We start from the raw sequence: 23,141 nt of genomic DNA on the forward strand, positions 1-23,141 counted from the left end.
AGAGTCGAAGGGAGCACGGTGTCGGCGTCGCTCATGGGCGCAGCACCAGGTGCACGGTCTGTCCCTCGCCATCCACCGCGCGGACCAGGACCTCGAAGTCGTCGGAGACCGCCAGCGCCTCCACGAAGCGGTAACCCGCCTTGGTCAGCTCCACGGGAGCCACCTGGGACAAGGCAACGCTCTTCTTCCCGTCCGGGGTGGAGATGAAGGCCGCCTGCGTCTTGCCATCCTCGGAGGTGGCGGTGCCCACGGCCCAGCCGCTCGCGTTGAGGGACACGGCCTTCGCGGACACGAAGCCCTCGGGCAGGGGCAGCCACTGCGCGCCGTCCTTCTGGGACCAGCGGAAGGGCCTCTGCTTCTTGTCGGAGGTGCGCGCCGTCCCCAGCACCATGCCCACGTCGTTGAGCGCGGTGACTTCCGACTCCTGGTCCACCAGGACGTGGGACTCCTTGCCGACGATGCGCACCGCGCGCGCGCCCTTGCTCGTCGCCACGGTCGACGCGGCCTCGCCCAGGGCGTTGAAGAAGATGCGACCCGAAGCGAGCCCGGCCAGGCCCTGGTGTTTCATGGGGCCGACCTCGTCCACCAGGTACACGGTGTCCTTGTCATCCGGCCAGCGCACCAGCGGGGTGCCATGCGCGTTGCCCAGGAGCGCCTCGTAGCCGTCGACCCACACCTCCGCGCCCGACTTCACCGTGCTGGCCTTCAGCCGGAACGCGCTGGGGCCCTTGGACGTGTACGCGGTGCCGAACACGTCGCCGCTGCCGCTGACGCCCTTCACCTCCACGCGGTTCGCCTTGAGCACCTCGTGGAGCGCATACGTGTCCTTCGTGGTGATGAGCGAGTCCGACTCCTGGTTCGCCAGTCGCGCCACCACCGAGCCCCCGTTCAGCAGGTAGCGGGGAATGGCGGACGCCGGCAACGTCAGCCAGGCCTTGAAGGGGAACAGCACGACGACACACCGGAAGAGCGCGACCCGGAGCGTCTGGTTGACTCCGCCTGACGAGGCCTGGATGACGGTGGGGCCGGACCAGCCCGCGGGCAGCCGCATGGCGAAGCGCGCGGTGCGCTGGGCCTCGGGGACGCGCACGTTGAGCACGCCCACGCTCGCATCCACGCTCATCAGCTCCACCAGCGCGCCACCCGTGGGCGCGGCGCTGCTCAGCGTCACCTCGCCCACCAGCTCCGTGGGGTCCGGCGACTGGCAGCGGTTGGTGGACGTCAGCACTCGAACCGAGGACAGTCGGGGACGGGGCATGCCCGCGTAGGCCACGAACTGGCGGACCGACACGGGCTCGGTCCAGTCGAACTTGAAGACGATGTCCGTGTAGCCATCCACCCAGACCTGGCTGCCGGAGGTCAGCAGCAGCTCCACGTTGTGCGGACACGCGGAGTGGGCACAGAACGGGTCATCCGCTCCGCGCACCTGCCGGGCCAGGGCCTTCAGCGTGCCACGCACGCGGGTGACGCTGTTGGCGCTGCCCAGGTAGTAGGGCGTCGAGAGCGTCTCGTCGAACGTCCAGGTCAGGATGTTGCCGGAGCGCGAGCCGGTCATGCGCAGCACCACGTTCGAGTTGATGCCGAAGTCGCGCGCGGGGACGTTGAGGTTCAACGTGCCGGACGCCTTGGGCAGCAGCCAGTAGCCCGTGGCGTAGTCGTTGCCCTTCACGTGGATGCGCGCCGCGTTGAGGCGCACGTTAGTGCCGCGCCAGACGTCGTCCAGGACGTCCGCCTGGGCCACCGGAGTCCACCAGAGGCAGAGCAAGGCCAGCAGGCCCAGCCTGTTCAGAATGCGTTTCATGAAGACCTCGAATGCTTGGAGTGATTGAGACAGGAGGCGAAGGGAAGCGGTGGCTCAGCCGTCGCGCTGCGCGGAGGACTGGGCCATCAAGGACATGATGCGGGCGCGCACGGAGGACTGCTGTCCCGGGCGCAGCGCGAGGGCCTGGAGCATCTGGTAGATGGGCGCGCTGCCGTCGAGCCGGTGGGTGATGACGTTCAGGAGCGTGGACTCCGCGCCGGACGCGAGCTGGCCGGAGACGACCCAGGCCCGCAGCCGCTCCAGGTCCGCCGCGTCCAGCGTGCGCGCATCCAGCGCGTCGAGCAGCGCGGACTGAACGATGCGCTCCTTCTCGAAGCCGAGCGAGTCCAGCAGCATGCGGGTGGCCACCTCCTGCGGCGCCTTGCGCAGTGAGCCCGCCGCGGCGGCGCGCACCTCCGCCGAGTCCGCGCGAAGGTGGGGCCCCGCCTGGTCCAGCACGGACTCCTGGCCGGTGTTGCCCAGCGCGCGCAGCGCATGCAGGCGCGCCTCGTCATCGCGGGCATCGCGCAGCGCGTCCTCCAGCGGGCGCATGTACGCCGCCACCGCCGGATCGCCCTCGGGCAGGTGCGAGACGACGCCGCCCAGGGCGTACAGGGATGCCCGCTCCGTGCCCACGTCGTTCGACGCGCGGGCCTGGGCATGCATCGCTGTGAGCATCCGCCCCGTCTCCGGCTCGGGCTCCTTGAGGAAGCCGGCGCGCTGCACCATGAACGCGAAGGCGGCCTCGTGCTCGCGGGCCACCGGCGACTGGAGCAGCTCGCGCATCGTGGCCTGCGCCTCGGCATGACCGGCCCCCGCCAGCAGGTCCATGGTCAGCTCGCGCAGCCCGGGCGACACGCCCTTGCGCAGGAAGACGCCCGACAGCTCCCGCGTGCGCTCGGGCTCCAGCTTGAGCGCGGCGATGGCGCGGCGCACGAAGCCGTCCAGGCCCGCGATGGCCTCCGGGCTCGTGGCGGTGGAGAGCACCTGGAGCACGCGGTCGATGGTCATTCCATCGGCCTGGCTGCGCAGCAGCGCTATCTCCGGGTCTCCCTCGAAGGCAATCTGCGAGGGCTGGCGGATGATGGACTTGACCTCGCTGGTCGCGACGAGCGGCTTGAGCTCGCGGGAGGCGAACTCCACGCGCAGCCGCATCCGCCGCGACATCAGCGCGCCGCCGTCGGAGCGCGAGGCGTCCAGGGACTCGTCATGGAACACGCCCGCCAGCCGCCCGTCCGGGGTGCGCTCGAAGCGCGTGAGCGAGCGGAGGTCCTGCTGGAAGGGCGTGGTGCCGCCCGCGGCCCGCAGCTTCTGGTAGCGCGAGCGACGGCGCGTCAGCCGCGCGTCCCCGTCGCCCTCGAAGCGGAAGCTGGCCTCCACGTCGCCCGTCTGGGTGGACTCGACGGCGCTCCACTCGGAGGCGTCCTTCAGCTCGGTGGGGAACAGCTCGGCCGCCAGCGTCTGCGTGAGCTGACGGAACATGGGCGGCTCGGCCTCCGAGTAGCGCACGGCCAGGAGCGCGCCCCGGGCGTCCAGCTCCACCCACGCGGAGGCGGACGACGGAAGATGCGTCGCCACGGTGGCGGCATCGGGGAGGAGCGCCTGGCCCGACAGCATGGCCTCGTGCCGCTCCAGGGACTTCAGCGTCAGGCGCAGCCGCGTGCCGGTGGGGCGCACCTCCAGCGCCTGGAGCGCGAGCGAGCCCTCCAGGTGCAGCGTGCCATCAATCGTCGTGGACTCGCCGGCGGCGGCCAGGGACATCGACACGCGCTGGAGGTCGTCCCAGACGAGCCGATAGACGCGCTCTTCCCCCAGCGTCCACTGGTACAGGGGCAGCCGCGAGTCGCTCACGACGGCCGAGGTGTCTGCGACAGGCGCGGTGGCGCGCGTGAAGTACCAGGCGGACAGCGAGCCGGTGAGCAGCAGGGTGGACAGCACGGCCGTGCGGACGGCGAGCCTCGGGCGACGCATGAAGGACTCCAGGAATCGGAACTGAAGAGGACCAGGAAGAAGCCACCCCGACACACCTGCATCGGGGTGGCGACAGCGGGGCCGGCTCCGCCTCGACGGGAGGAGCCGGCTCCAGACCTGCGCGGATGGCTAGAAGATCTGGGCCATCGGCACGGTGACTTGCTGCGTGTAGATGTTGTGCTTGATGCCGAACCCGCTCCACGTGAAGACGGGGAACTCCGCGGACAGAGGCCCCAGCTCGGCGTAGAGCAGGATGCGGCCATCCAGGAAGCGCGCCTCGATATCGAGCTTCGACGTGAGCCGCAGGAACAGCGTGTTCGGGTTCGTCGGGTGCGAGGGCGAGCTCAGGTAGATGCCGACATCGCTGTACAGCGGCAGATTCACGCGGGTGATGGTCACCTCACCGCGCACGGCCGCCTGGAGCCCCGGGATGCCGATGCCCACCGACGCGAAGCCGTTGGCGGTGAGGTACGGGGTGATGATGCCGAAGATGTCCACGCCCAGCAGGTCCGCCGCGCAGTCACGGGTGATGGCGCCACCGAGGGAGATCTTGATGCCCGTCTCGGCGGAGACACCGCCCGACACGGTGACGGGGATGAACCACACCATGAAGGTGGTGGAGGCCTTGGCCGCGTCGCTCTTGTAGAAGGGCTTGTCCTCCGCGAAGGTCATGCGCAGCGGGTAGTTCCGGTCGTGGCTGTAGACGGAGAGGGTCAGCACGCGAGCGTCCAGCTTCAGCCGGATGCCGTTGCCCTCGGTGCCCGCCTCGCCGCCGACGTGGACCACCTCGAACCGAGGGGAGCCGAACACATTCGCGTACGCGTTGAACTCCGCGTAGACGCGAGCGTTGTAGTCGCACCACGGCCCCGTCAGCCCGAACGAATTCGCCTTCAGGTCGCCGCCGGGCGCGGTGACTTCCCAGCCCGCCTTGTAGTCGTAGCCACCGCCGAACGTGCTGTCGCCGGAGTAGCCGCTGTCGCCGTGCTCACCGCCGTGGCGCACCACGCCCGTGGACGGCTCCACCGGCGCATCCAGCTTCGCGATGTACTGGCCGTAGATGCTCAGGTACTGGGTGAGCAGCGTGGAGTTGAGCGTGTAGTCCTTCTCCTTCAACGTGGAGATCTTCAGCAGTTGCGCGTTGCGAACGAAGCTCCCCTCGCTGAAGTCGTTGCCCGTCAGGTTCAGACAGGCCTGCAGGTCCGCGGCGCGGCGCGGCCCCATGGCGGCGTCGAGCTGCCCCTTGTAGCGACGCGGACTCCAGTCGCAGGACGTCACCTTCGAGCTGTCCAGGCAGCCCTTCTCCTGGGCCTGAACCAGCCGCTCCTCGATGGCCTTGTCGAGCGCGTAGAGATGCTCGCCCACGGCGTTGTTCAGCTCCTTCGGGTCCCGGTCCTGCCGCTTGTAGAGGGCGGCGGCCTGCTGCCACTCGGCGTAGACGGCCTCGCGCTGGCGCAGCAAGGCGGTGAAGACCTCCTGCTCCTCCTGGCGCACGGTGAGCACGTCGTCGGCCGTCTTGACCAGCTGCTTGCTCATCGACTCGTGCCAGGCGTCCGTCGGCGTGGCCCACTTGCGGGCCTGCTCGTTGTTGGCCAGGTACGCGGCCTCGCTGGTGAACTCGTAGCCCTTGATGCCGTCCGGGTACGGGCCCGGCGAGAACTCGAAGTACGCGTTCTTCGCCACCGTCTGGTCCGCCCAGATGGGCGCCAGCTTCCTCTGGTCCTTGCTGTACAGCGTGCGGTTCGCGATGCCGTCCGCGCCGTACGCCGCGTTGAAGAGCGCGCGGTAGTCGTCACCGTACTGACCCGCCAGCCGCTCGAAGCGGCTGTAGCCCAGGTACTTCTCGTCCACGAACTCCTGGCACGAGGTGATTTGCGTGCCGTTCTTGTCCCAGGCCTCCAGCTGGGTGCGGTACGCCTTCTCCGCCTTCGTCAGGTTCTCCAGCCGCTTGCGGTAGAGCACCTGGCCCTTGAGTACCTGGCCCGCGAGGCTCTGGTCCATGCCGCTGAACTGGGTGACGCCCAGCGTGACGGGCTGCGTGCCCACCGTCGCCGTCTTGCCACCGAGTTCCTCTGGCAACAGCGCTACCTTCTTGGGAGACTGCTCCCAGCGCGCCTTCCACGCCGTCTCCGTGAGGCCCTGGCAATACGCGTCGAAAGCCTGCCCGCAGCTGCTCGAGCGGTAGTCCACGTTCGCGCACTGCTCCAGCACCGGCGTCGCGCACGGCGCCGCGACACTCGCCGGCGCCGCCAGAATCGTCACGGACAGTCCGGCCCAACGCAGCGGGCTCCCCAACAGACCCACTTTCATCCCCTTGGTCATATGCAGCTTCGTCCTTGGTGTGGGGCCGGCTTCGGGCTCGGCCCGCGCAGCCACAGAGCACACGCTGTGCCGCGCGCGGCTCACTCGGGGACGGGAGGAGACCGGCGCCCAGACGAGGACCTGGGAGCAACACGGCGACCGGGGGGCGTTGCCTGCGAGGCAACAGCCTCCACGCGACACGACGGCCTGCCTCGAAACGACGAACGAGCCCAAGGCCTCGAGGCTTCGAGGCCCGGGCTCGGCCGGGGACGACACGCACGCTTCAGGGAATCAGTGGCCCACGCGCTCGCACAGGTCGCCGCGAGCGAAGGTCCAGTCGCGTCGAACGGTGGCGGGGACCACGCCCAGCACCGCCGCGGTCTCCTGGATGCCCAGGCCCGCGAAGTAGCGGAGCTCGACGACGCGGGCCAGCCGGGGCTTGAACGCCTCCAGCTCCACCAGCACCCGCTCCAGGTCCAGGACGTCGATTTCGACACCGACCGGAAACTCGAAGACCTCGTCGCGCAGGTACAGCGGCTCGCGACGGGCGGCGCTCCGGCGCGCATTGCGCACGCGCACGCCCTCCACCAGCACCCGGCGCATCGCCTGGGCTCCCGCGCCCATGAAGTGTCGCCGCCGGTCCGCGTCCGAGATGTCCCCCGCCAGGCGCCGCCAGATGTCGCGCAGGAGCATCGTCGGCCCCATGGAGAGGCGGGGTGACTCGCCGCTCATGTCCGAATGCGTCATCTCCCGCAGCTCCTGGTACGCCACCCACCTCAGTGCGTCCCGAGCCTCCGCGTTCCCGTTGCGAGCGCCGTCCAGCAGCGATGTCATCTCCGACATGCCCATGGTGTCCTCCTGGGTCTCACATCCCATCGAGTCGCTTCGCCACGCCTGCCTACGATTTCGAACGAGTTCCCCCGCGAATCTTGAGAACAAAGAATTGTTTTTCGTGAATGCCGACAATTCCCTGCCCGGTGGGATTACCCAACCTGTGCTCGCAGGGTGGGTTCGCGCAACGCAATCTCACCAGTCTTTCTTGAATTTCTTGATTATCTACATCTCCAAGGACCACTGGAGCACGTTCGCGCGGCGAGACGTCGGGTGGTCCGCCCCCAGCAACGCCGCCTGCCAGGCGTCACCCCTTGCGGGCGGCCGGTGCGGGCGTGGAGAGGCCATCGCCCGGCCCGAAGGCGAGCGGCTTCCCGGCCAAAGGTGAGTCACGACGGACGTCAGGCGGTGGGCAGCCAGAGGACGAAGCGCGCACCGCCTCCACGCGCCCGCTCGTAGCGCAGGTCCGCGCGCATGCTCCTGGCGAGGCGACGGCACAGCGCCAGCCCCAGCCCCACGCCGGGCGCGGACTTCGCCGCCGTCTGCACGGATTTGGAGAACGGCTCGAAGAGCTTGCGCGCCGTGGCCGCATCCACCCCGGGCCCGTGGTCCCTCACCGCCAGCCCCACCGTCCTCCCGCGCCGCTCCAGCTCCACATGCAGGCGCTTGTCCGCCGCGCCCGCCGCGTACTTGGCCGCGTTGTCCACGAGGTTGAAGAGCACCTGCTCCACCGCGGACGGGTCCGTCAGCACCGCCACGCCCGGAGGCACCTCCAACTGCAGGGAGAGACCTGCCTGGAGCGCGCGCTCCGAGAGCCGCTCCTCCATCCGCGACAGCAGCGCGCCCACCTCCACGCGTCCCAGCCGCGCGGGAGTACGTCCCCGCTCGATTCGCGCATAGGCGAGCACGTTCTCCACCAGGTGGCTCAGCCGCTCCGCCTCCCGGTGGAGGATGTCGAAGTACTCCTGGCGGCGCGCCGCGTCCGGCACCATCCCCGCCGCCAGCATCTCCGTGTACATCCGGAACGTCGTCAGCGGCGTGCGCAGCTCGTGCGTCACGGCCGAGACGAACGCGCCCCGGCGCTCGCTGAGCGACATCACCCCGCCCAACAGCGCCACCACGGCCACGCCCGCGAGCGCCACGCCGCTCCACGCCACCATCAACACCAGCGGAAGGGACGACAGCGCCCCCGACGAGCCCGCCTCGCTCGGGGCCGCGCCCGGCACCAGCTTCACCGGCAGCGACGCCAGCATCCGCCCCTCCCCCATCACCGCCCCCGCGTCCTTCACGGGCTCCAGCGTCGCGCCCGGCAGCAGGTCCTCCACCTTCCCCTGGAGCCATCGCCGGAGCGCGGGCCAGTCCAGCCAGCACCCCTGGATGTACTCCTCACCGTCCACCTGGACGCGCCGACCGAGCAGCAGCGCGTCTCCCACCCAGATGGCCCGCATCTCCTCGACGACCTCCTGGGCGAGGTCCTGCTCCAAGGGCGCCACCTTGCCGTAGCCCACCACGTTCTGGCTCGCGGCCTGACGGGCGCTGCGGGAGCGCGCATCGAACTCGCTCGCGTTCTTCGTCCACTGGAGCGCGTCCGCCAGCTTGTTCCCGGCCTCCCGCCGCGACGTGGGGAAGGACGGCGTGGGAACGCGCCTCGCCAGCGCCTCCCGCACTCGAGCGTCCCGCAGCAGGCGCGACACCTGCTCCAGCCGCTGGCGAAGGACCTCCTCGTCCACTCCGGAGCGTGGGAGAGAGGGGGCTCGCAGCGCGGGCTCCACCACCTGGGGCGAGGACACCACCCCGTCGGGCCCCATCTGGAAGTGCAGCAAGACATGCTCCGGCGGACCCGCGAGCAGCGGCGAGGCCACCCAGGCGTGCCCCTCCGGGAGAGGGCGCCGCTCCGCATCCAGGACGCCGCGCGCGGGCGCCAAGGCCGCGTACGACTCCACCGCCACCGCGCTCTCCCGGGCCACCAGCGGCAACAGCTCCGAGTCGAGCCGCCACAGCGCCAGGCGCGCGTTCTCCTCGCGCCCCGCGCTCTCGCGCGCCTGACGGTCCGTGCGGTCCAACCGCAGGGCGAACACGGACAGCCACACCACACCCGCCAGCGCGAGCAGCAGACAGGCGCTCACCGCGAGCCAGACGCGCCAGGAGCGAATCATCTCGGGCCGCCCGGCACGGAGAACATGTAGCCCTTGCCGCGCACGGTGAGGATGACGCGGGGCTCGGCCGAGTCGTCGCGCAGCTTCTCCCGCAGGCGCGCCATCGTCATGTCCACGGTGCGCGTCTGCACGCTCCTCGCGGGCAGGTGCCACACACGCTCCAGCAGCTCTTCGCGAGAGATGGCCCGCCCCGCGTTCTCCCCCAGGTAGCGCAGCGCCTCCGCCTCGCGCTCGGAGAGGTCCGTCCGGGAGCCGTCATCGAAGCTCAGCTCGCGGCGCTCCACCACGAAGTGGCCTCCTGGGAAGTCCACGCGGGGAGCGCCCTGGGGCCGCTCCGCCGAGCGCCGGAGCACCGCGCCCGCGCGGGCCAGCAGCTCGCGCACCGAGAAGGGCTTCACCACGTAGTCGTCCGCGCCCAGCTTCAGCCCCATCACCCGGTCCTCCTCCTGGCCCCGGGCGGTGAGGATGATGACGGGCAGCGTCGGCCGGCTCTTGCGCACGGCGCGGAGCAGGTCCAGCCCGTCACCGTCCGGGAGCACCAGGTCCAGCAGCACCAGGTCCACCGGCGTGCGCTCCGCCAGCCGCTGGCCCTCCTCACGCACGCCCGCTTCGAGGACCTCGTAGCCCTCGAAGCGAAGCGCATCCACGATTCCGCGCCGGATGGCGGGGTCATCCTCGACGACGAGCACTCGGCGCGCGGCCATGACGGCATCCTACTCCAAGGTGAACTGACGCTTCGTGGCCTCGCGGCTCACCACCTGGCCGATGACACCGTCCAGCGTGGCATCCTCCTTCGTGGGGTTCTGCTTGCGAGCGTCCGCGAGGAACTGCTGACGCGCCTTGCCGAGGTCCTGGATGCGCTGCTGGAGCGCCGCGCGCTCCTTCTCTCGGGCCTCCAGCCACGCCTTGCGCCCTTCGGCGTCCAGGTTGCGCATCGGCTCGGGCAGGTCGGCGGCGGCAACGGCGCCCAGGTCCAGCTTGTTCTTCTTCACCGCGTCCACCAGGTCCCAGCTCTCGTTGGAGTAGTTCCCGGAGGACTTCGCCATCGAGCGCGCCGCCATGTTCTGCACCGACACGCCACGAGAGAGGCTGTCCTGCTCCTGCTGCCGCATCTGGCTCGCCTTGCCCGCGGCGCCGCCATAGACGACGTAGGTCTTGTTCAGCTCCTCGCCCAGCTTGGCAATCTCGTCGTCCTGCGGCGCGGCCAGCTCCACCACCTTCTGGTTCTGGTCGATGTTCATGTAGCTGCCATCGGCGAGCGTGGCGGCGGCCTTCCACTGGTCGGAGATGCCCTGCTCGTAGTCACCGCAGTGGATGGTGTTCACGGTGATGCCCCGCTTGCTGGCGACGGCCACGGCCTTGCGGAAGTCGACAGGGCCCTGGGTGAAGGTCTCGTTGCCCGCGATGAAGATGAGCCGCATCGCGTCCGGGTTCGTGCTCCAGGCGAGCTTCTGGGTGGCCTCCTGGATGACCTCGCCGCAGTTCTCCGACCCACCGGAGGTCCGCAGGGCGAAGAGGCGCTCGGAGATGGCATCCAGGTCCGTGGTGAAGGGCGTCAGCAGGCGAATCTCGTTCGAGCCCGCGCCCTCCCCCGCGTAGCCGTAGGCGTAGAGCGCCAGTTCGAGCCGGGGAGCGGCGCCCCCGCGACGGGCGCGCGAGAAGCGGTTCACGATGTTCCACAGCTGCGTGCGGGCCTGGTCCAGCAGGCCGTCCATGCTACCGCTGGTGTCCAGCAGCAGGGCAATCTGGATGACAGGCGCCGAGGCATCCACGGGTCCGGGCTTCGAGGGAGGGACCTCCACGCGAGAAGGAGAGGCCACCGCCACGGGAGCGGGAGGCGTCGCCACGGGCGGAGGCGGCGGCGTGGACGCGGGCTTGCCCAGCAGGAGGGCGGAGAGCGCGAGCACCGCGGCCGAGCCGAGGATGACGGGGAGCTTGAGGGCCGGTTTCATCGTGAGTCCTTTCGTGCGGCAGTGCCCTGAAGAGCACGCTTGGGACAGTAACGATGGAGACCGTCCGAAAGGTGTAACCGCCGTGTAACCGGGTGCGCGCCTACCGCGCGTCCCAGAGGAAACCCAGCTCCAGCTCGAAGGCTTCGAAGGGCTCTGCGCGAACCCTGGCGAGCGCCTCGTGAATCACCGGCGGGGCGTAGCTTCGGCCTTCGAGGCGATGGACCTCCAACGTCCGGGCTATCGGATCGATGATCCAGACGTGGCGCACGCCTTCGCGGGCATACAGGGGCAGTTTCAAGGAGCGGTCCAGTCGCGACGTGGAGGGGGACAGCACCTCGCAGACCCAGTCCGGGACGACCGTGAAGCCGACCGTCTGCGGAAGCTCTGGCATCCGCTCACGTCGCCAGCCCGCGAGGTCTGGAACGAGGACATTGCCTCCGGACAGATGAAGCCCCGGTTCGAAGAGGATGAGCCACCCTCCGGGCCCTCCCCGGCCCCGGTCGAACGGTCCGCTCAGCTCGCCTCCCAGTCGGGATGACGCCAGCGCGTGCCGCGGTGCTGGCCGGGGGCTGACGTGCAGTTCCCCATCGATGAGCTCCCCGACCACCGTCTCGGGAAGCGCCTCCAGGTCCGCATAGGTGGCCGGTTTCTTGTCCATGACGTCCCCATACCCATAAGCCTCGCCGCCCAACCCCAGTTCCATGGTCATGCGAGGGGAATAACACCGGGGTCTGACGTGTGAGGGTGTCCATGCCGCGACCACCCTCCCAGGTTGTATCGGTTGGACGGCGGACGCAAGGGGGGCGATGCACCGCCACCCGGCTCGGGCCACGCACGCGCACGTCGTGCAATCACCCGGCCAGCAGCACCGCCGTCTCAGGCGCTCCGGAGCATCAGCCGCTCCACGACGGAGCGCACCTCACGCAGCCGCGCGGGGTCCGTCACGGCGACGAAGATGGTGTCGTCACCGGCCACCGTGCCGGCGAGCCCCGGCACCTCCGGCTCTCGGTCCAACGCCAGCGCCAGGGCGGGCGCATAGCCGGGCCCTGTCTTCACCACGAGCATGTTCGGCGGCGCCTCGATGATGCTGACGCGCTGCCGCTCGGTGGCCACCACCGGCTCCGTGGACGCGCGCTGATAGCGCCCGCCCACCTTCTGCACGCCCAGCTTCTTCAGCCGCCGCGACAGCGTGGACTGGCTCGGCGCCTGCCCTTCCGCCTCCAGCAGCTCCTGCAAGACCGCCTGATCGCTGATCTCCCGCTCCGAGATGAGCCGAAGGATTTCGTCGTCCAGGTTCATTCCCACCACCATGCATGCGCGTGAATTTCCATGCAAGGAACCCGCATGAAAGATTGCGGGAACATTACCCTTGCGCGTCGCGTCTTTCTGCATAATATCCGCGCCCCATTCGCGGAAATGCACGCATGCTGGTGCATATTCATCCACCTATGCATCCGGTCCAGGCCGGGGAGCGCAGGCCCATGAAGCACGTCACGCACATCAAGGATCTCGGCCCCGCGGGTGTAGAGGCCGTCCTCGCTCAGGCCGCGGCATGGAAGAAGACGCCTCCGGGGCGTCATCTGGAGGGGAGCATCCTCGGGATGGTGTTCTTCAACCCGTCGCTGCGCACGCGCACCTCGTTCGAGGCGGTGATGCTGCGCGGCGGTGGCAACGCCATCATCCTGGATGTCGGCGCGGGCGTGTGGAAGCTGGAGCACCGCGAAGGCGCGGTGATGAACCTGGACCGGGCCGAGCACCTCAAGGAGGCCGCGCCCGTCCTCTCGCGCTTCGTGGACATGCTGGGCGTGCGGACCTTCTCGCAGGGTGGCGGCGACGAGGAGGACGAGGTCGACCCCATCATCAACGCGTTCCGCAAGTGGGCCACCGTGCCCGTGGTCAGCATGGAGTCCGCGCGCGAGCACCCCTGCCAGGGCCTGGCGGACGTGCTGACGCTGCATGAGACGTTCGGCACCACGAAGAAGCTGCCCGTGACGCTGACGTGGGCGCCGCACATCAAGCCGCTGCCCAAGGCGGTCCCCAACTCGTTCCTCCTGAGCGCGGCGGCGGCCGGCTGCGAGGTGCGCGTGGCGCATCCTCCCGGCTTCGAGCTGCACCCGGCCGTGCGCGCGGAGGCGGAGGCGTACGCCAAGGCCACCGGCGGCAGCATCACCTACACCCACGACCAGGACGAGGCGCTCGCCGGCAGCCGCGCCGTCTACGCCAAGTCGTGGGGCCCGACGGCCGCTGCGGCCTTCTCGCCCAACGACGTCACCGCGCTGCTCGCGTCGTATTCCGGGTGGATGCCCACGCTGCGCACCATGGCGAGCGCCGCGAAGGACGCCGCGTTCCTGCATTGCCTCCCCGTGCGTCGCAACGTGGAGGTCGCCGACGAGGTCCTGGACCACTCCAGCAGCCGCGTGGTGGACGAGGCGGGCAACCGCTTCCATGTCCAGCGCGCCCTGCTCCACTGGATGCGCTCGCAGTCCCGCTGAGCGGCGTCACCCAGGCGCGCCTCTCCCCTTCTCTTCCTTTCGAGGTCTCCCGTGCCCTTGTCACCCGACCCGTACTCCGCGCTTCGCAACGCCGCGCGCTATGTGCAGCAGTTCCGCCGCAAGACGTTCGTCGTGAAGCTCGGCGGCGCCATGCTGAGCGACCCGCGGCTGCGCCGCTCCGCGTGCGAGCAGATCGCCCTGCTCTGGACGTTCTCCATCCGCCCCGTCGTCGTGCACGGCGGCGGGCCGGAGCTGGACACGCTGTGCGACGCCCTCCACCTGCCGGTGGAGAAGGTGGCGGGCCGCCGCGTGACGTCCGCGCCCGTGCTGGACGCGGCGAAGATGGTGCTCGCCGGCAAGCTGCACACGGACCTGCTCGCGGACCTCCAGGCGGCGGGCGTGCCCTCCGTGGGCCTGAGCGGCGTGGATGCCGGGCTCATCAAGGCGCGCAAGCGTCCTCCCGTCATGGTGACGGAGCCGGGGGCCACCGAGGGCCGGCTGGTGGACTACGGGCTCGTGGGCGACATCGAGGCGGTGGACACGCGCGTGGTGGAGCACCTGCGCTCGGCCGACTACGTGCCCGTCATCGCGCCCCTCTCCGGCGGCGTCGACGGAGCCGTCTACAACACCAACGCGGACACCGTGGCGGCGGCGCTGTCGGTGGCCCTGTCCGCGGAGAAGCTCTTCTTCCTCGTCCAGGTGCCGGGCCTCCTGCGCGATTTGAATGACCCCTCGTCGCTCGTCACGCTCGCGAACCTGACGGACCTGGCGACCATGGAGAACACGGGCGCCATCTCCGGCGGCATGCGTCCCAAGGCGCACGCCATCCGCCACGCGCTCGTGGGCGGTGTGGGCAGCGTGCACCTGGTGAGCGGCGTGGCGCCCAACGCGCTGTTGGAGGAGGTCTTCACCAACGAGGGCAGCGGCACCATGGTGGTGCGCGAGAAGGCGCCGAAGAACGCGGGGAACGGGGGATGAAGGCGGCGGAGCTGCTCCAGGCGCTGGTGGCCATCCCCAGCGTTTCGGGTGACGAGCGACTCATCGCGGACACGGTGTCCGGGTGGGCGGAGGGCTGGGGTGCGCGCGTCCAGCGGAGGGGCCACAACGTGTGGTTCTCCGTGGGAAGCGGGCCGCGCCGGCTGCTCGTCAACTCGCACCTGGACACGGTGAAGCCGTGCGCCGGGTGGACGTACGCGCCCCACGCGCCCGAGTGGCGTGAGGACCGCCTGTACGGCCTGGGCAGCAACGACGCCAAGGGCTGCGTGACGGGGATGCTCGTCGCGGCCCGGACGCTCCTGAAGGAAGGGCCGCCCGCCGGCGGAGAAATCGTCTTCGCCTTCACCGCCGAGGAGGAGACCGGAGGCCAGGGCCTGGGCACGCTGCTGCCGGAGCTGGGGCCGCTGGATGCCGCGGTGGTGGGCGAGCCCACGAGCCTCAAGCCCTGCACGGCCCAGCGGGGCATGCTGCTCCTGCGCTGCACCGCGCATGGCCGCAGCTCGCATGTCGCGCACGCGCACAACGCCCAGGCGGTGAACGCCATCCACGTCGCGGCCGGAGACATCTCCACGCTGGCGGAGCTGCGCTTCCCGTCCCACCCGCTCTTGGGTGAGGCGCGGGCGCAGGTGACGCAGATCTCCGGAGGGCTGGCGCGCAACCAGGTGCCGGACGCGTGCGAGTTCTTCGTGGACCTGCGCACGACGCCGAGCATGGACCACGCGCAGGTGGCGACGCAGATTGGTGGCGCATTGAATAGCGAGGTGAAGGTGCACTCGGCGCGGTATCTGCCGAAGGCGACGGCCTCGCAGCAGCCCATCGTCCGGGCGGCCATCGCCGCGTCGGGCAACGAGCCGGTGGGCTCCAGCACCACGTCCGACTGGGCCTTCCTGGGCGAGCTGCCCACGGTGAAGGTGGGCCCGGGCGACACGCTGAGAAGCCACCTGGCGGACGAGTTCATCACCCTGGCGGAGCTGGACGCGGGTTCCGCCTTCTACACGCGCCTTCTGCGCGGCTACTTCGAGGAGGTGGCCCGTGGCTGAGACTCTGTGGGGCAAGGGCGCCGCGCTGGACGCGGTCATCCACCGGTTCACCGTGGGCGACGACCCCATTGTCGACCTGGCCCTGACGCCGCACGACGCGCTGGGCAGCGCCGCGCACGCGCGCATGCTGGGCAAGGTGGGCCTGCTCAAGCCGGAGGAGTCCCGAGCGCTCGTCGTCGCGCTGAAGACGCTGCACGACGAGGCGCGCGCGGGCCACTTCACCATCCGCCCCGAGCAGGAGGACGGCCACACGGCGCTGGAGGCCGCGCTGGTGGAGCGCGTGGGCGAGCCGGGCAAGCGCATCCATCTGGCCCGCTCGCGCAATGACCAGGTGCTGCTCGCGGTTCGCCTGCTCCTGCGCGAAGAGGTCCTGGCTCTCGGCGCGGGCGCGGTGAAGCTGGCGGAGGCCTTCCTGGACTTCGCGCAGGCGCACGCCCACGTGGCGATGCCGGGCTACACCCACCTGCGGCGCGCGATGCCGTCGACGTTCGGCATGTGGGGCATGGCCTTCGCGGAGGGACTGCTGGAGGAGCTGGAGGCGCTGCGCGGGGTGTGGGGACGGTTGGACCGCTGCCCGCTCGGCGCCGCCGCGGGCTTCGGCGTGCCGCTGCCCATCGACCGCGAATACGTCGCTCAGCTGCTCGGTTTCAGTCGGGTGCAAAGAAGCCCCATCGACGCGCAGAACGGACGAGGCCGCCACGAGTCCGCGGTGCTGGGCTGGGCCTGCAGCGTCGCGGGCACGCTGGAGAAGTGGCTGTGGGACGTGCAGCTCTACAGCACGGACGAGTTCGGCTTCCTCGGGCTGCCGGACGCGTTCACCACGGGCTCGTCCATCATGCCGCAGAAGAAGAACCCGGACGTGGTGGAGCTGGCGCGCGGGCGCTGCCGCGAGCTGCGAGGACTGGCGCACCAGGTGGAAGCCGTGGCGGGCGGCCTGCCCTCCAGCTACCACCGCGACTTCCAACTGCTCAAGCGCCCCACCTTCGCGGCGCTCGCTTCCAGCCGCGCGCTCTTCGACGTGCTCGCCCGACTGGTGCCGGTGCTCCAGGTGAAGGCGGAGGCGGCAGCGCGGGCTTGTGACGACACGCTGTACGCGGCCCACCACGCCTACACGCTGGTGGCCGGTGGGCAGGCCTTCCGCGACGCCTACCGCCAGGTGGGCCGGGAGCTTTCGGACGGCACGTTCCATCCGGACCGCGAGGCCCTGACGGCCACCCACCTGGGTGGCGCCGGGAACCTGGGGCTGCCCCAGGCCCGAGAGGAGCTCGGCGCCGCGCGCGCCTGGCTCGACGACACCCACCGCGCCCTGGCCACGGCCACCGCGCGCGTGTGGGACGTATGAACGCCTTCCCCGTGAGGAGTGACGACATGAGCAAGAAGAACGTGGTGCTGGCCTTCTCCGGCGGACTCGATACCGCTTTCTGCACGGTGTACCTGCGCGAGCAGGGCTACGCCGTGACGACGGTCACCGTGGATACGGGCGGCTTTCCTCCCGAGCAGCTCGCGAGCATCGCGGCCCTGTCCGCGAAGCTGGGCGCAGTGGAGCACATCAAGGTGGACGCGCGCGGCACCCTCTTCCAGGGCTACCTGCGCTACCTCATCGCCGGCAACGTGCTGCGCGGGCAGCTCTACCCCCTGAGCGTGTCCGCGGAGCGGGCGTGCCAGGCCGTGGAGGTCGTCCGCGTGGCGCGAGAGAAGGGCGTGCAGTCGCTGGCGCACGGCAGCACCGGCGCGGGCAATGACCAGGTGCGCTTCGACGTGGCGTTCCGCTCGCTGGCCGGTGACTTGGAGCTGCTCACCCCCATCCGCACGCTGGGCCTGAGCCGGAAGGAGGAGCTGGCCTTCCTGGCCGAGCGCGGCATCCACATGCCGCCGAAGCTGGGCTCCTACTCCGTCAACGAGGGCATGTGGGGCACGTCCGTGGGCGGCAGCGAGACGCTCAACTCGTGGAGCGCGCTGCCCGAGGCGGCCTTCCCCTCCGGGGAGATTCCCACCGACTTGAAGCCTCGTCCCCTGACGGTGGGCTTCGAGCAGGGCATCCCCGTGTCGCTGGACGGCAAGGCGCTGGGGCCCGTGGAGCTGGTGGAGGCGCTCAACGTGCTGGGGCGCCAGTACGGCATCGGCCGGGGCATCCACCTGGGCGACACCATCCTCGGAATCAAGGGCCGCGTGGGCTTCGAGGCGCCGGCCGCGCACCTGCTCATCACCTCGCACCGCGAGCTGGAGAAGCTGGTGCTGTCCGGCAAGCAGCTGTTCTGGAAGGAGACCGTGGGCAACCTCTACGGCTCGCTCCTGCACGAGGGGCACTTCTTCGACCCGCTCGTGAAGGACCTGGAGGCGTTCCTCACCTCCTCGCAGGACCGGGTGACGGGCGAGGTGCGGCTCGTGTTGCACCCCCGCTCCATGGTGGTGGAAGGCGTGCGCTCGCCGCATTCGTTGATGGACGCGAAGGTGGCGACGTACGGGGAAGCGAACGTGTTGTGGACGGGCTCGGAGGCCGCTGGCTTCGCCAAGCTGTACGGCGTCGCGCAGATGCTCTCGCACCGGGCGAAGGGAGGCTGACATGAAGGTCTTCGTCGACAAGGTGGGAAGCGTCACCCGCAACCTGGGCCTGGGGCGCACCGTGCACCTCACGCCCGAGGTCAAAGCCGAGGAAGGCGCCGTCATCGCCATCCGCATCCACGGCGAGAAGAGCGTCTACAACCAGCTCGAGGACGTCCACGGGCGCCTCGTCACGCTGCACGCGGGCGACATCATGGTGGGCGCGCTGGGGCACCGCAACGCGCTGCATGGCTACGAGGGCGTGGTGCCGGAGACCGTCACCGTGGGCCAGCGGCTGCACGTGCTGAACATGGGCGGCGTCATCGGCAAGTGCACGTCGCACAACCCTGGCGTGGGCATGCCCTTCGAGGCGGAGGTGCTGGGCCAGGTGCTGGAGTTCCCGGAGCTGATGTCACGCAACGGGCAGCCGGCGCACGTGATGTCCGGCGCGCTCAAGGGCACGAACGTGGCGGTGAAGTGCCCCGTCGTCTACGTGGTGGGCACGTGCATGAACGCGGGCAAGACGTTCGCCGCCAGCGCCATGGTGCGCAGGCTGGCGCAGGCCGGCTACCGCGTGGGCGGCGCGAAGCTCACGGGCGTGTCGCTGATGCGTGACACGCTGAGCATGCAGGACTCCGGCGCGGACGTGGTGATGGACTTCACGGACGCGGGCATCGTCTGCACGGGGCCCCGCACGGCGGCGCGCGTGGCGCGGGTGCTGTTCTCCGAGCTGGCGGTGTCCGACGTGGACGTCATCGTCGCGGAGACGGGCGACGGCATCATGGGTGAGTACGGCGTCCAGGCGATTCTGGCGGACCCGGAGCTCAAGGCCCTCGCGGGCGCGTGGGTGATGTGCGCCAACGACCCGGTGGGCGCGGCGGGCGGCGTGCGGCACCTGAAGGAGACGTACGGCATCGACGTGGACGTGCTGGCGGGACCGGCCACGGACAACGCGGTGGGCGTGCGCTTCGTGGAGCAGGTCGTGGGTGTGCCGGCGCGAAACGCTCGCGCGGACCCGGCGGCGCTGGGTGGTCTCATCCTGGAGAAGCTCTCGCCGAAGCTCGGCGCGGGGAGGAAGTCATGACGCGGGCGAACATCTACATCCTGGGGGCCTCCGGTTTTGGCGGAGGCGAGCTGTTGCGGATTCTCTCCGGGCATCCGGCCGTGGCCGGCATCCGCGTCGTGTCCCGGCACCACGCGGGTGCGCCCGTCCACAAGGTGCATCCGCACCTGCGCGGACTGGTGGACGCGACGTTCGAGGCGGAGCCGGACTGGCGATGGCTGGCGGACTCTCAGCAGCCCGTGCTGTTCAGCGCGCTGGGCCATGGCGAGCTGGCCACCCAGTTCCTCGGCCTGGAGAAGAAGTGGGCCGAGGCGGGGCTCGCCGACCGCCTGCTGCTCGTGGACCTGTCCTCTGACTTCCGGCTGGACCATCCGGGACGGTACGCGGGCGCCTATGGCAAGCCGCACCCCGCGCCGGACCTGCTGGGCACCTTCACGTACGGCCTCACCGAGTGGAAGCGCGAGGAGCTCAAAGGCGCCAGGCGCATCGCCAACCCCGGCTGCTTCGCCACCGCGGTGCAGCTGGCGCTCCTGCCCATCGCCTCCACGCCGGGCCTGGGCCTGCTGGCCGTCTCCGGTGTGACGGGCTCCTCCGGCTCCGGCTCGCTGCCGGGCGAGGGCACGCACCACCCGACGCGTGCGCACGACTTCCGCGCGTACAAGCCGCTGGAGCATCAGCACGAGGCGGAGGTCGAGGTCATGCTCGTGGCCCACGGCGCGCAGCGCCACCGGCTGGCCTTCGTGCCGCACTCGGCGCCCATGGTGCGCGGCATCTTCGCCACCGTGCAGTTCGAGTGGCCCGAGCACGGCGGCGCGGTGGTGACGCAGTCGCTGACGGACAAGTTCCGCCGCTATTACGAAGGCTCCAAGTTCGTCCGCATCGTCGAAGGCACGCCGCGCGTCGCCGCCGTCACCGGCAGCAACTTCTGCGACATCTCCGTGGCGACGAAGGGCCGCTCCGTGGCCGTCATGGCCGCGCTGGACAACCTGGTGAAGGGCATGGCCGGCCAGGCCGTGCAGAACTTCAACGTGTCCCTCGGCTTCCCCGAGGACACCGGGCTGCGTCAGGCCGCCTGCTACCCGTGAACGACGCCGCGCCCGCTCCGGTGGCCTCGGAGCGGGCGCGGTGGCCACGGCCTCTTTAGAGGGCCGGGCTAGAGAACACTGGTTGCGAGTCAGCGCGAGGGCCCGCAGTCGCATTTGTCAGGCTTCACCTGGCGCGAGCATCTGTTTCACTCAACGCCCCCACTTCCTCCCAGGCCCCGCCCATTCTCGGGCGTGAGTCTTCGCCGGGAGCACGTCAGGCCGCGCTCGAGCTCGCGTCGGAGGAGGCCCGCCCGGCCCTCCCCGCCGTGTGGACTGCCACGAAAGCGGTGCCCATGCCTCGACGCTCCCGTCCTGCGAGTGCCCTCGTCTTCGGTCGCAATCCCTCTCAGTACGACACCTTCGACGTGGAGGCCGAAGCCGCGGAGGCGCTGGGTTTCGACACGTACCAGGTGGACCTGGCCGCCCTGCTCCATGGCAACCTGGAGCGCGCGCTCGACGCGGTGCCGGAGCGCGGAGCGCTTCGCCTGCTCTACCGGGGCTGGATGCTCACCGAGGAGGAGTATGGCGCGCTCGACGAAGCCCTCTCCGAGCGCGGCCACCGGCTGCTGACCACCCCCACCCAGTACGCCGCCGCGCTGTACCTGCCGAACTGGTACCCGCGCCTCGCCCGCTACACCGCGCGCTCCGTCTGGACGGAGGGCACTGACGCACAGGAGGCCTGGCGCGCCGCCCAGGAGCTGGGGCCGCCGCCGTACATCCTCAAGGACCACGTGAAGTCCGCCAAGGAGCGCTGGGAGGAGGCCTGCTTCGTGCCGGCCGGCGCCACACCGGAGGACTTCGAGCGCACGTGCGCCAACCTCGTGGAGGAGCGCGGTGAGCGCTTCGAGCGGGGCCTCGTCGTCCGGAAGTACCTGCCGCTCAAGGTCTACGGCAGGACGCCCACCGGCCCCGCGCACCTGGAGTTCCGCCTCTTCTTCGGCCACGGCCGCCTGCTCGCGGCCGAGCCGTACCATGAGTTCGACGTCGAGGTTCCCGACTTCACCGCCTTCGAACCGCTGGGCCGCCGCATCGACTCGCCCTTCTTCTCCCTCGACGTCGCCATGCTGGAGGATGGCGGCTGGGCCGTCGTCGAGGTGAATGACGGCGGCGTCTCCGGCTTGCCCCCAGGGCTGGACCCTCGCACGCTCTTCGAGCCCCTCATGGGGGCCGGGTAGTCAGGCACCCGCCACGTTGTCCCCGCCCGAGAGCAACCTTCATGGCGCGCACCTGGGTTATGGTGCGCGAAGGTTTGACGTCAAAACAGGCAAGGAACGATGCACTTCGAATTGGCCTTCGTCCTCATCTTCGCAGTCGCGACCGCGGTGGCCATCGCGGCGCGGTACTTCAAGATTCCCTACACGGTGGCGCTGGTGGTGGCGGGGCTCACGTTGGGTGCGGTGCACCTCTTCGAGCCGCCGCATCTCACCAAGGAGCTGCTCTTCGCCATCATCTTGCCGGGCCTCTTGTTCGAGGCGGCGTTCCACGTCGAGTTCCGCAAGTTCTGGAAGAACAAGCTGGCCATCCACGCCATGGCGATTCCGGGCGTGGCGGCCTCGGCGGGCCTGACGGCGCTCATCCTCTCGCAGTGGGTGGAGGGGATGAACGTGGTGACGGGCTTCGGGATGCTGCCGGCGCTGGTGTTCGCGGCGGTCATCGTCTCGACGGACCCGATTGCGGTGGTGGGGTTGTTCAAGACGCTCGGCGCGCCCAAGCGCCTGCTCATCCTGGTGGAGGGTGAGAGCCTGCTCAACGACGGCACCGCCGTGGTGCTCTTCACGCTGGTGGTGGCGGTGGCGACGGGGGGCCAGTTCACCGTCGGCGGCGCGGTGATGGACTTCATCAAGGTCGCGGGCATGGGCGTGCTGGTGGGCAGCGCGGTGGGGTACGCGGCGGCGCGGGTCATCAAGCGCGTGGATGACGCGATGGTGGAAATCACCTGCACCGTCATCGCGGCGTACGGCTCGTTCGTCATCGCGGAGAACTTCCACTACTCGGGCGTCATCGCGACAGTAGTGGCCGGCATGCTCTGCGGCAACTGGGCCACGCACGAGGGCATGAGCCCCACCACGCGCGTCGCGGTGGAGAGCTTCTGGGAGTACTGGTCCTTCGCGCTCAACTCGGTGGTGTTCCTCCTCATCGGCCTGGAGGTGAACCTGTCGTCGCTGCTGGCGTCGTGGAAGCCGATTCTGGCGGCCTACGTGGCGGTCATCGCGGGCCGGGCGGTGGTGGTGTACGGCGTGTCCGCGCTGCTGAAGCTCACGAAGGAGCGCATGCCCTGGTCCTGGAGCGCGGTGCTCACCTGGAGCGGCCTGCGAGGCGCCATCTCCATGGTGCTGGTGCTCAGTCTTCCGGCGGACTTCGACCACCGCGAGCTGCTGGTGAACATGACGTTCGGCGTGGTGGTGCTGTCCATCGTCATCCAGGGCCTGTCCATGGCGCCGCTGTTGCGCAAGCTGGGCATCACCGGCCTGAAGGACGCGTACCAGGAGCAGTACGAGCTGGCGCGCGGTCGGCTGGGGGCCATCCACGCCGCGATGGCCGCGCTCGAGGCCCTGCGTCGCACGCGCGAGATTCCCGCTGACGTGCTGACCCAGTTGGAGAAGGACTACCAGGAGAAGGAGAGCGTGACGGAGAAGGAGCTCGCCCAGCTCAAGCAGCAGTCGATGCGCTTCCACGAGGAGGAGCACCAGGAGGCCGTCCGCCGCATGCTCATCGTGGAGAAGGAGTCGTTGCTCAAGGCGTATCAGTCCGCCGCCATCGGCAAGGAGGCCTTCGAGCGGCTCACCGCGGAGCTGGATGAGCGCATCGCTCACGCGGACGCCGCCGAGATGCACACGTCGGTGCCCGCCACGCCCACGACGCCCACGGGCGCCGTCGGGACCTGACGTCGGGCGCACCTCGCGTCACGGGCGGCC

At 70.0% G+C, this 23,141-nt stretch carries 18 protein-coding genes; 9 read left to right on the plus strand and 9 right to left on the minus strand.

Going from position 1 to position 23,141, the window contains the following annotated elements; translation table 11 throughout:
- Positions 1 to 31: 31 nt before the first annotated feature.
- The 9 genes from LZ199_RS44055 to LZ199_RS44105 all read right to left on the minus strand — a co-directional run bounded on the left by LZ199_RS44055 (position 32) and on the right by LZ199_RS44105 (position 12,320).
- On the minus strand, positions 32 to 1,801 hold the full coding sequence (locus tag LZ199_RS44055; protein ID WP_253999836.1) for a hypothetical protein: 1,770 nt from the start codon (positions 1,799 to 1,801) through the stop codon (positions 32 to 34).
- A gap of 54 nt (positions 1,802 to 1,855) precedes the next feature.
- Positions 1,856 to 3,772, minus strand: a complete 1,917-nt coding sequence (locus LZ199_RS44060; RefSeq protein WP_253999837.1) for a HEAT repeat domain-containing protein — start codon at positions 3,770 to 3,772, stop codon at positions 1,856 to 1,858.
- 129 nt (positions 3,773 to 3,901) lie between these two features.
- Positions 3,902 to 6,079, minus strand: coding sequence for a hypothetical protein (locus LZ199_RS44065; protein ID WP_253999838.1), 2,178 nt, complete (start codon positions 6,077 to 6,079; stop codon positions 3,902 to 3,904).
- Between the two features lie 282 nt (positions 6,080 to 6,361).
- A complete protein-coding gene (locus LZ199_RS44070; RefSeq protein WP_253999839.1) occupies positions 6,362 to 6,913 on the minus strand; it encodes an ECF-type sigma factor in 552 nt (183 codons plus the stop codon).
- A 389-nt stretch (positions 6,914 to 7,302) separates the two neighbouring features.
- Positions 7,303 to 9,057, minus strand: a complete 1,755-nt coding sequence (locus tag LZ199_RS44075; protein WP_253999840.1) for a sensor histidine kinase — start codon at positions 9,055 to 9,057, stop codon at positions 7,303 to 7,305.
- Positions 9,054 to 9,761, minus strand: a complete 708-nt coding sequence (locus LZ199_RS46565) for a response regulator transcription factor (protein WP_176435292.1) — start codon at positions 9,759 to 9,761, stop codon at positions 9,054 to 9,056. The genes LZ199_RS44075 and LZ199_RS46565 overlap by 4 nt, the downstream gene beginning before the upstream one ends.
- Positions 9,762 to 9,770: 9 nt before the next feature.
- Complete coding sequence (locus LZ199_RS44095) at positions 9,771 to 11,009, minus strand: vWA domain-containing protein (RefSeq protein WP_253999841.1); 1,239 nt, start codon at positions 11,007 to 11,009, stop codon at positions 9,771 to 9,773.
- 100 nt (positions 11,010 to 11,109) lie between these two features.
- Positions 11,110 to 11,667 carry a Uma2 family endonuclease gene (locus tag LZ199_RS44100; RefSeq protein ID WP_253999842.1) on the minus strand — a complete coding sequence of 186 codons (558 nt, stop codon included), beginning with the start codon at positions 11,665 to 11,667 and terminating at the stop codon, positions 11,110 to 11,112.
- A gap of 218 nt (positions 11,668 to 11,885) precedes the next feature.
- A complete protein-coding gene (locus tag LZ199_RS44105; RefSeq protein WP_323390366.1) occupies positions 11,886 to 12,320 on the minus strand; it encodes an arginine repressor in 435 nt (144 codons plus the stop codon).
- A 170-nt stretch (positions 12,321 to 12,490) separates the two neighbouring features.
- Here LZ199_RS44105 and LZ199_RS44110 point away from each other — a divergent pair, with 170 nt between their 5' ends.
- The 9 genes from LZ199_RS44110 (at position 12,491) to LZ199_RS44150 (ending at position 23,111) form a co-directional block, all read left to right on the plus strand.
- Entirely contained in the window at positions 12,491 to 13,501 is a 1,011-nt protein-coding gene (locus LZ199_RS44110; protein ID WP_253999844.1) for an N-acetylornithine carbamoyltransferase, read from the plus strand.
- A 51-nt stretch (positions 13,502 to 13,552) separates the two neighbouring features.
- A complete protein-coding gene (argB, locus tag LZ199_RS44115) occupies positions 13,553 to 14,479 on the plus strand; it encodes an acetylglutamate kinase (RefSeq protein WP_253999845.1) in 927 nt (308 codons plus the stop codon).
- Complete coding sequence (locus LZ199_RS44120) at positions 14,476 to 15,537, plus strand: M20/M25/M40 family metallo-hydrolase (RefSeq protein WP_253999846.1); 1,062 nt, start codon at positions 14,476 to 14,478, stop codon at positions 15,535 to 15,537. Before argB ends, LZ199_RS44120 begins: the two co-directional genes overlap by 4 nt.
- Positions 15,530 to 16,879 carry an argininosuccinate lyase gene (gene argH / locus LZ199_RS44125; protein ID WP_253999847.1) on the plus strand — a complete coding sequence of 450 codons (1,350 nt, stop codon included), beginning with the start codon at positions 15,530 to 15,532 and terminating at the stop codon, positions 16,877 to 16,879. Before LZ199_RS44120 ends, argH begins: the two co-directional genes overlap by 8 nt.
- A 26-nt stretch (positions 16,880 to 16,905) precedes the next feature.
- On the plus strand, positions 16,906 to 18,099 hold the full coding sequence (gene argG, locus LZ199_RS44130; protein WP_253999848.1) for an argininosuccinate synthase: 1,194 nt from the start codon (positions 16,906 to 16,908) through the stop codon (positions 18,097 to 18,099).
- A 1-nt stretch (position 18,100) separates the two neighbouring features.
- The gene (locus LZ199_RS44135) at positions 18,101 to 19,162 is read left to right on the plus strand and encodes a P-loop NTPase family protein (protein WP_253999849.1); all 1,062 of its coding nucleotides are present in this window, start codon (positions 18,101 to 18,103) and stop codon (positions 19,160 to 19,162) included.
- Entirely contained in the window at positions 19,159 to 20,226 is a 1,068-nt protein-coding gene (argC, locus tag LZ199_RS44140; protein WP_253999850.1) for an N-acetyl-gamma-glutamyl-phosphate reductase, read from the plus strand. Before LZ199_RS44135 ends, argC begins: the two co-directional genes overlap by 4 nt.
- A gap of 293 nt (positions 20,227 to 20,519) precedes the next feature.
- Positions 20,520 to 21,401, plus strand: coding sequence for an ATP-grasp domain-containing protein (locus LZ199_RS44145; RefSeq protein ID WP_253999851.1), 882 nt, complete (start codon positions 20,520 to 20,522; stop codon positions 21,399 to 21,401).
- Positions 21,402 to 21,500: 99 nt separating this feature from the next.
- Positions 21,501 to 23,111 (plus strand): Na+/H+ antiporter, encoded by a 1,611-nt coding sequence (locus LZ199_RS44150; RefSeq protein ID WP_253999852.1) that lies wholly within the window; start codon positions 21,501 to 21,503, stop codon positions 23,109 to 23,111.
- The last annotated feature ends 30 nt before the right edge of the window (positions 23,112 to 23,141 follow it).

Origin of the sequence: Myxococcus qinghaiensis, from assembly GCF_024198215.1 — a bacterium.
GTDB classification, from domain to species: domain Bacteria; phylum Myxococcota; class Myxococcia; order Myxococcales; family Myxococcaceae; genus Myxococcus; species Myxococcus qinghaiensis.

Excerpts from the sequence above, each read along its gene's own strand:
- LZ199_RS44120 (WP_253999846.1), top strand. The coding sequence starts at position 14,476 with ATGAAGGCGGCGGAGCTGCTCCAGGCGCTGGTGGCCATCCCCAGCGTT.
- LZ199_RS44060 (WP_253999837.1), bottom strand. The coding sequence starts at position 3,772 with ATGCGTCGCCCGAGGCTCGCCGTCCGCACGGCCGTGCTGTCCACCCTG.
- argG (WP_253999848.1), top strand. The coding sequence starts at position 16,906 with ATGAGCAAGAAGAACGTGGTGCTGGCCTTCTCCGGCGGACTCGATACC.
- LZ199_RS44075 (WP_253999840.1), bottom strand. The coding sequence starts at position 9,057 with ATGATTCGCTCCTGGCGCGTCTGGCTCGCGGTGAGCGCCTGTCTGCTG.
- LZ199_RS44150 (WP_253999852.1), top strand. The coding sequence starts at position 21,501 with ATGCACTTCGAATTGGCCTTCGTCCTCATCTTCGCAGTCGCGACCGCG.
- LZ199_RS44105 (WP_323390366.1), bottom strand. The coding sequence starts at position 12,320 with ATGGTGGTGGGAATGAACCTGGACGACGAAATCCTTCGGCTCATCTCG.
- LZ199_RS44065 (WP_253999838.1), bottom strand. The coding sequence starts at position 6,079 with ATGAAAGTGGGTCTGTTGGGGAGCCCGCTGCGTTGGGCCGGACTGTCC.
- LZ199_RS44095 (WP_253999841.1), bottom strand. The coding sequence starts at position 11,009 with ATGAAACCGGCCCTCAAGCTCCCCGTCATCCTCGGCTCGGCCGCGGTG.
- LZ199_RS44100 (WP_253999842.1), bottom strand. The coding sequence starts at position 11,667 with ATGGACAAGAAACCGGCCACCTATGCGGACCTGGAGGCGCTTCCCGAG.
- LZ199_RS44110 (WP_253999844.1), top strand. The coding sequence starts at position 12,491 with ATGAAGCACGTCACGCACATCAAGGATCTCGGCCCCGCGGGTGTAGAG.
- LZ199_RS44070 (WP_253999839.1), bottom strand. The coding sequence starts at position 6,913 with ATGTCGGAGATGACATCGCTGCTGGACGGCGCTCGCAACGGGAACGCG.
- LZ199_RS44055 (WP_253999836.1), bottom strand. The coding sequence starts at position 1,801 with ATGAAACGCATTCTGAACAGGCTGGGCCTGCTGGCCTTGCTCTGCCTC.
- argC (WP_253999850.1), top strand. The coding sequence starts at position 19,159 with ATGACGCGGGCGAACATCTACATCCTGGGGGCCTCCGGTTTTGGCGGA.
- LZ199_RS46565 (WP_176435292.1), bottom strand. The coding sequence starts at position 9,761 with ATGGCCGCGCGCCGAGTGCTCGTCGTCGAGGATGACCCCGCCATCCGG.
- LZ199_RS44135 (WP_253999849.1), top strand. The coding sequence starts at position 18,101 with ATGAAGGTCTTCGTCGACAAGGTGGGAAGCGTCACCCGCAACCTGGGC.
- LZ199_RS44145 (WP_253999851.1), top strand. The coding sequence starts at position 20,520 with ATGCCTCGACGCTCCCGTCCTGCGAGTGCCCTCGTCTTCGGTCGCAAT.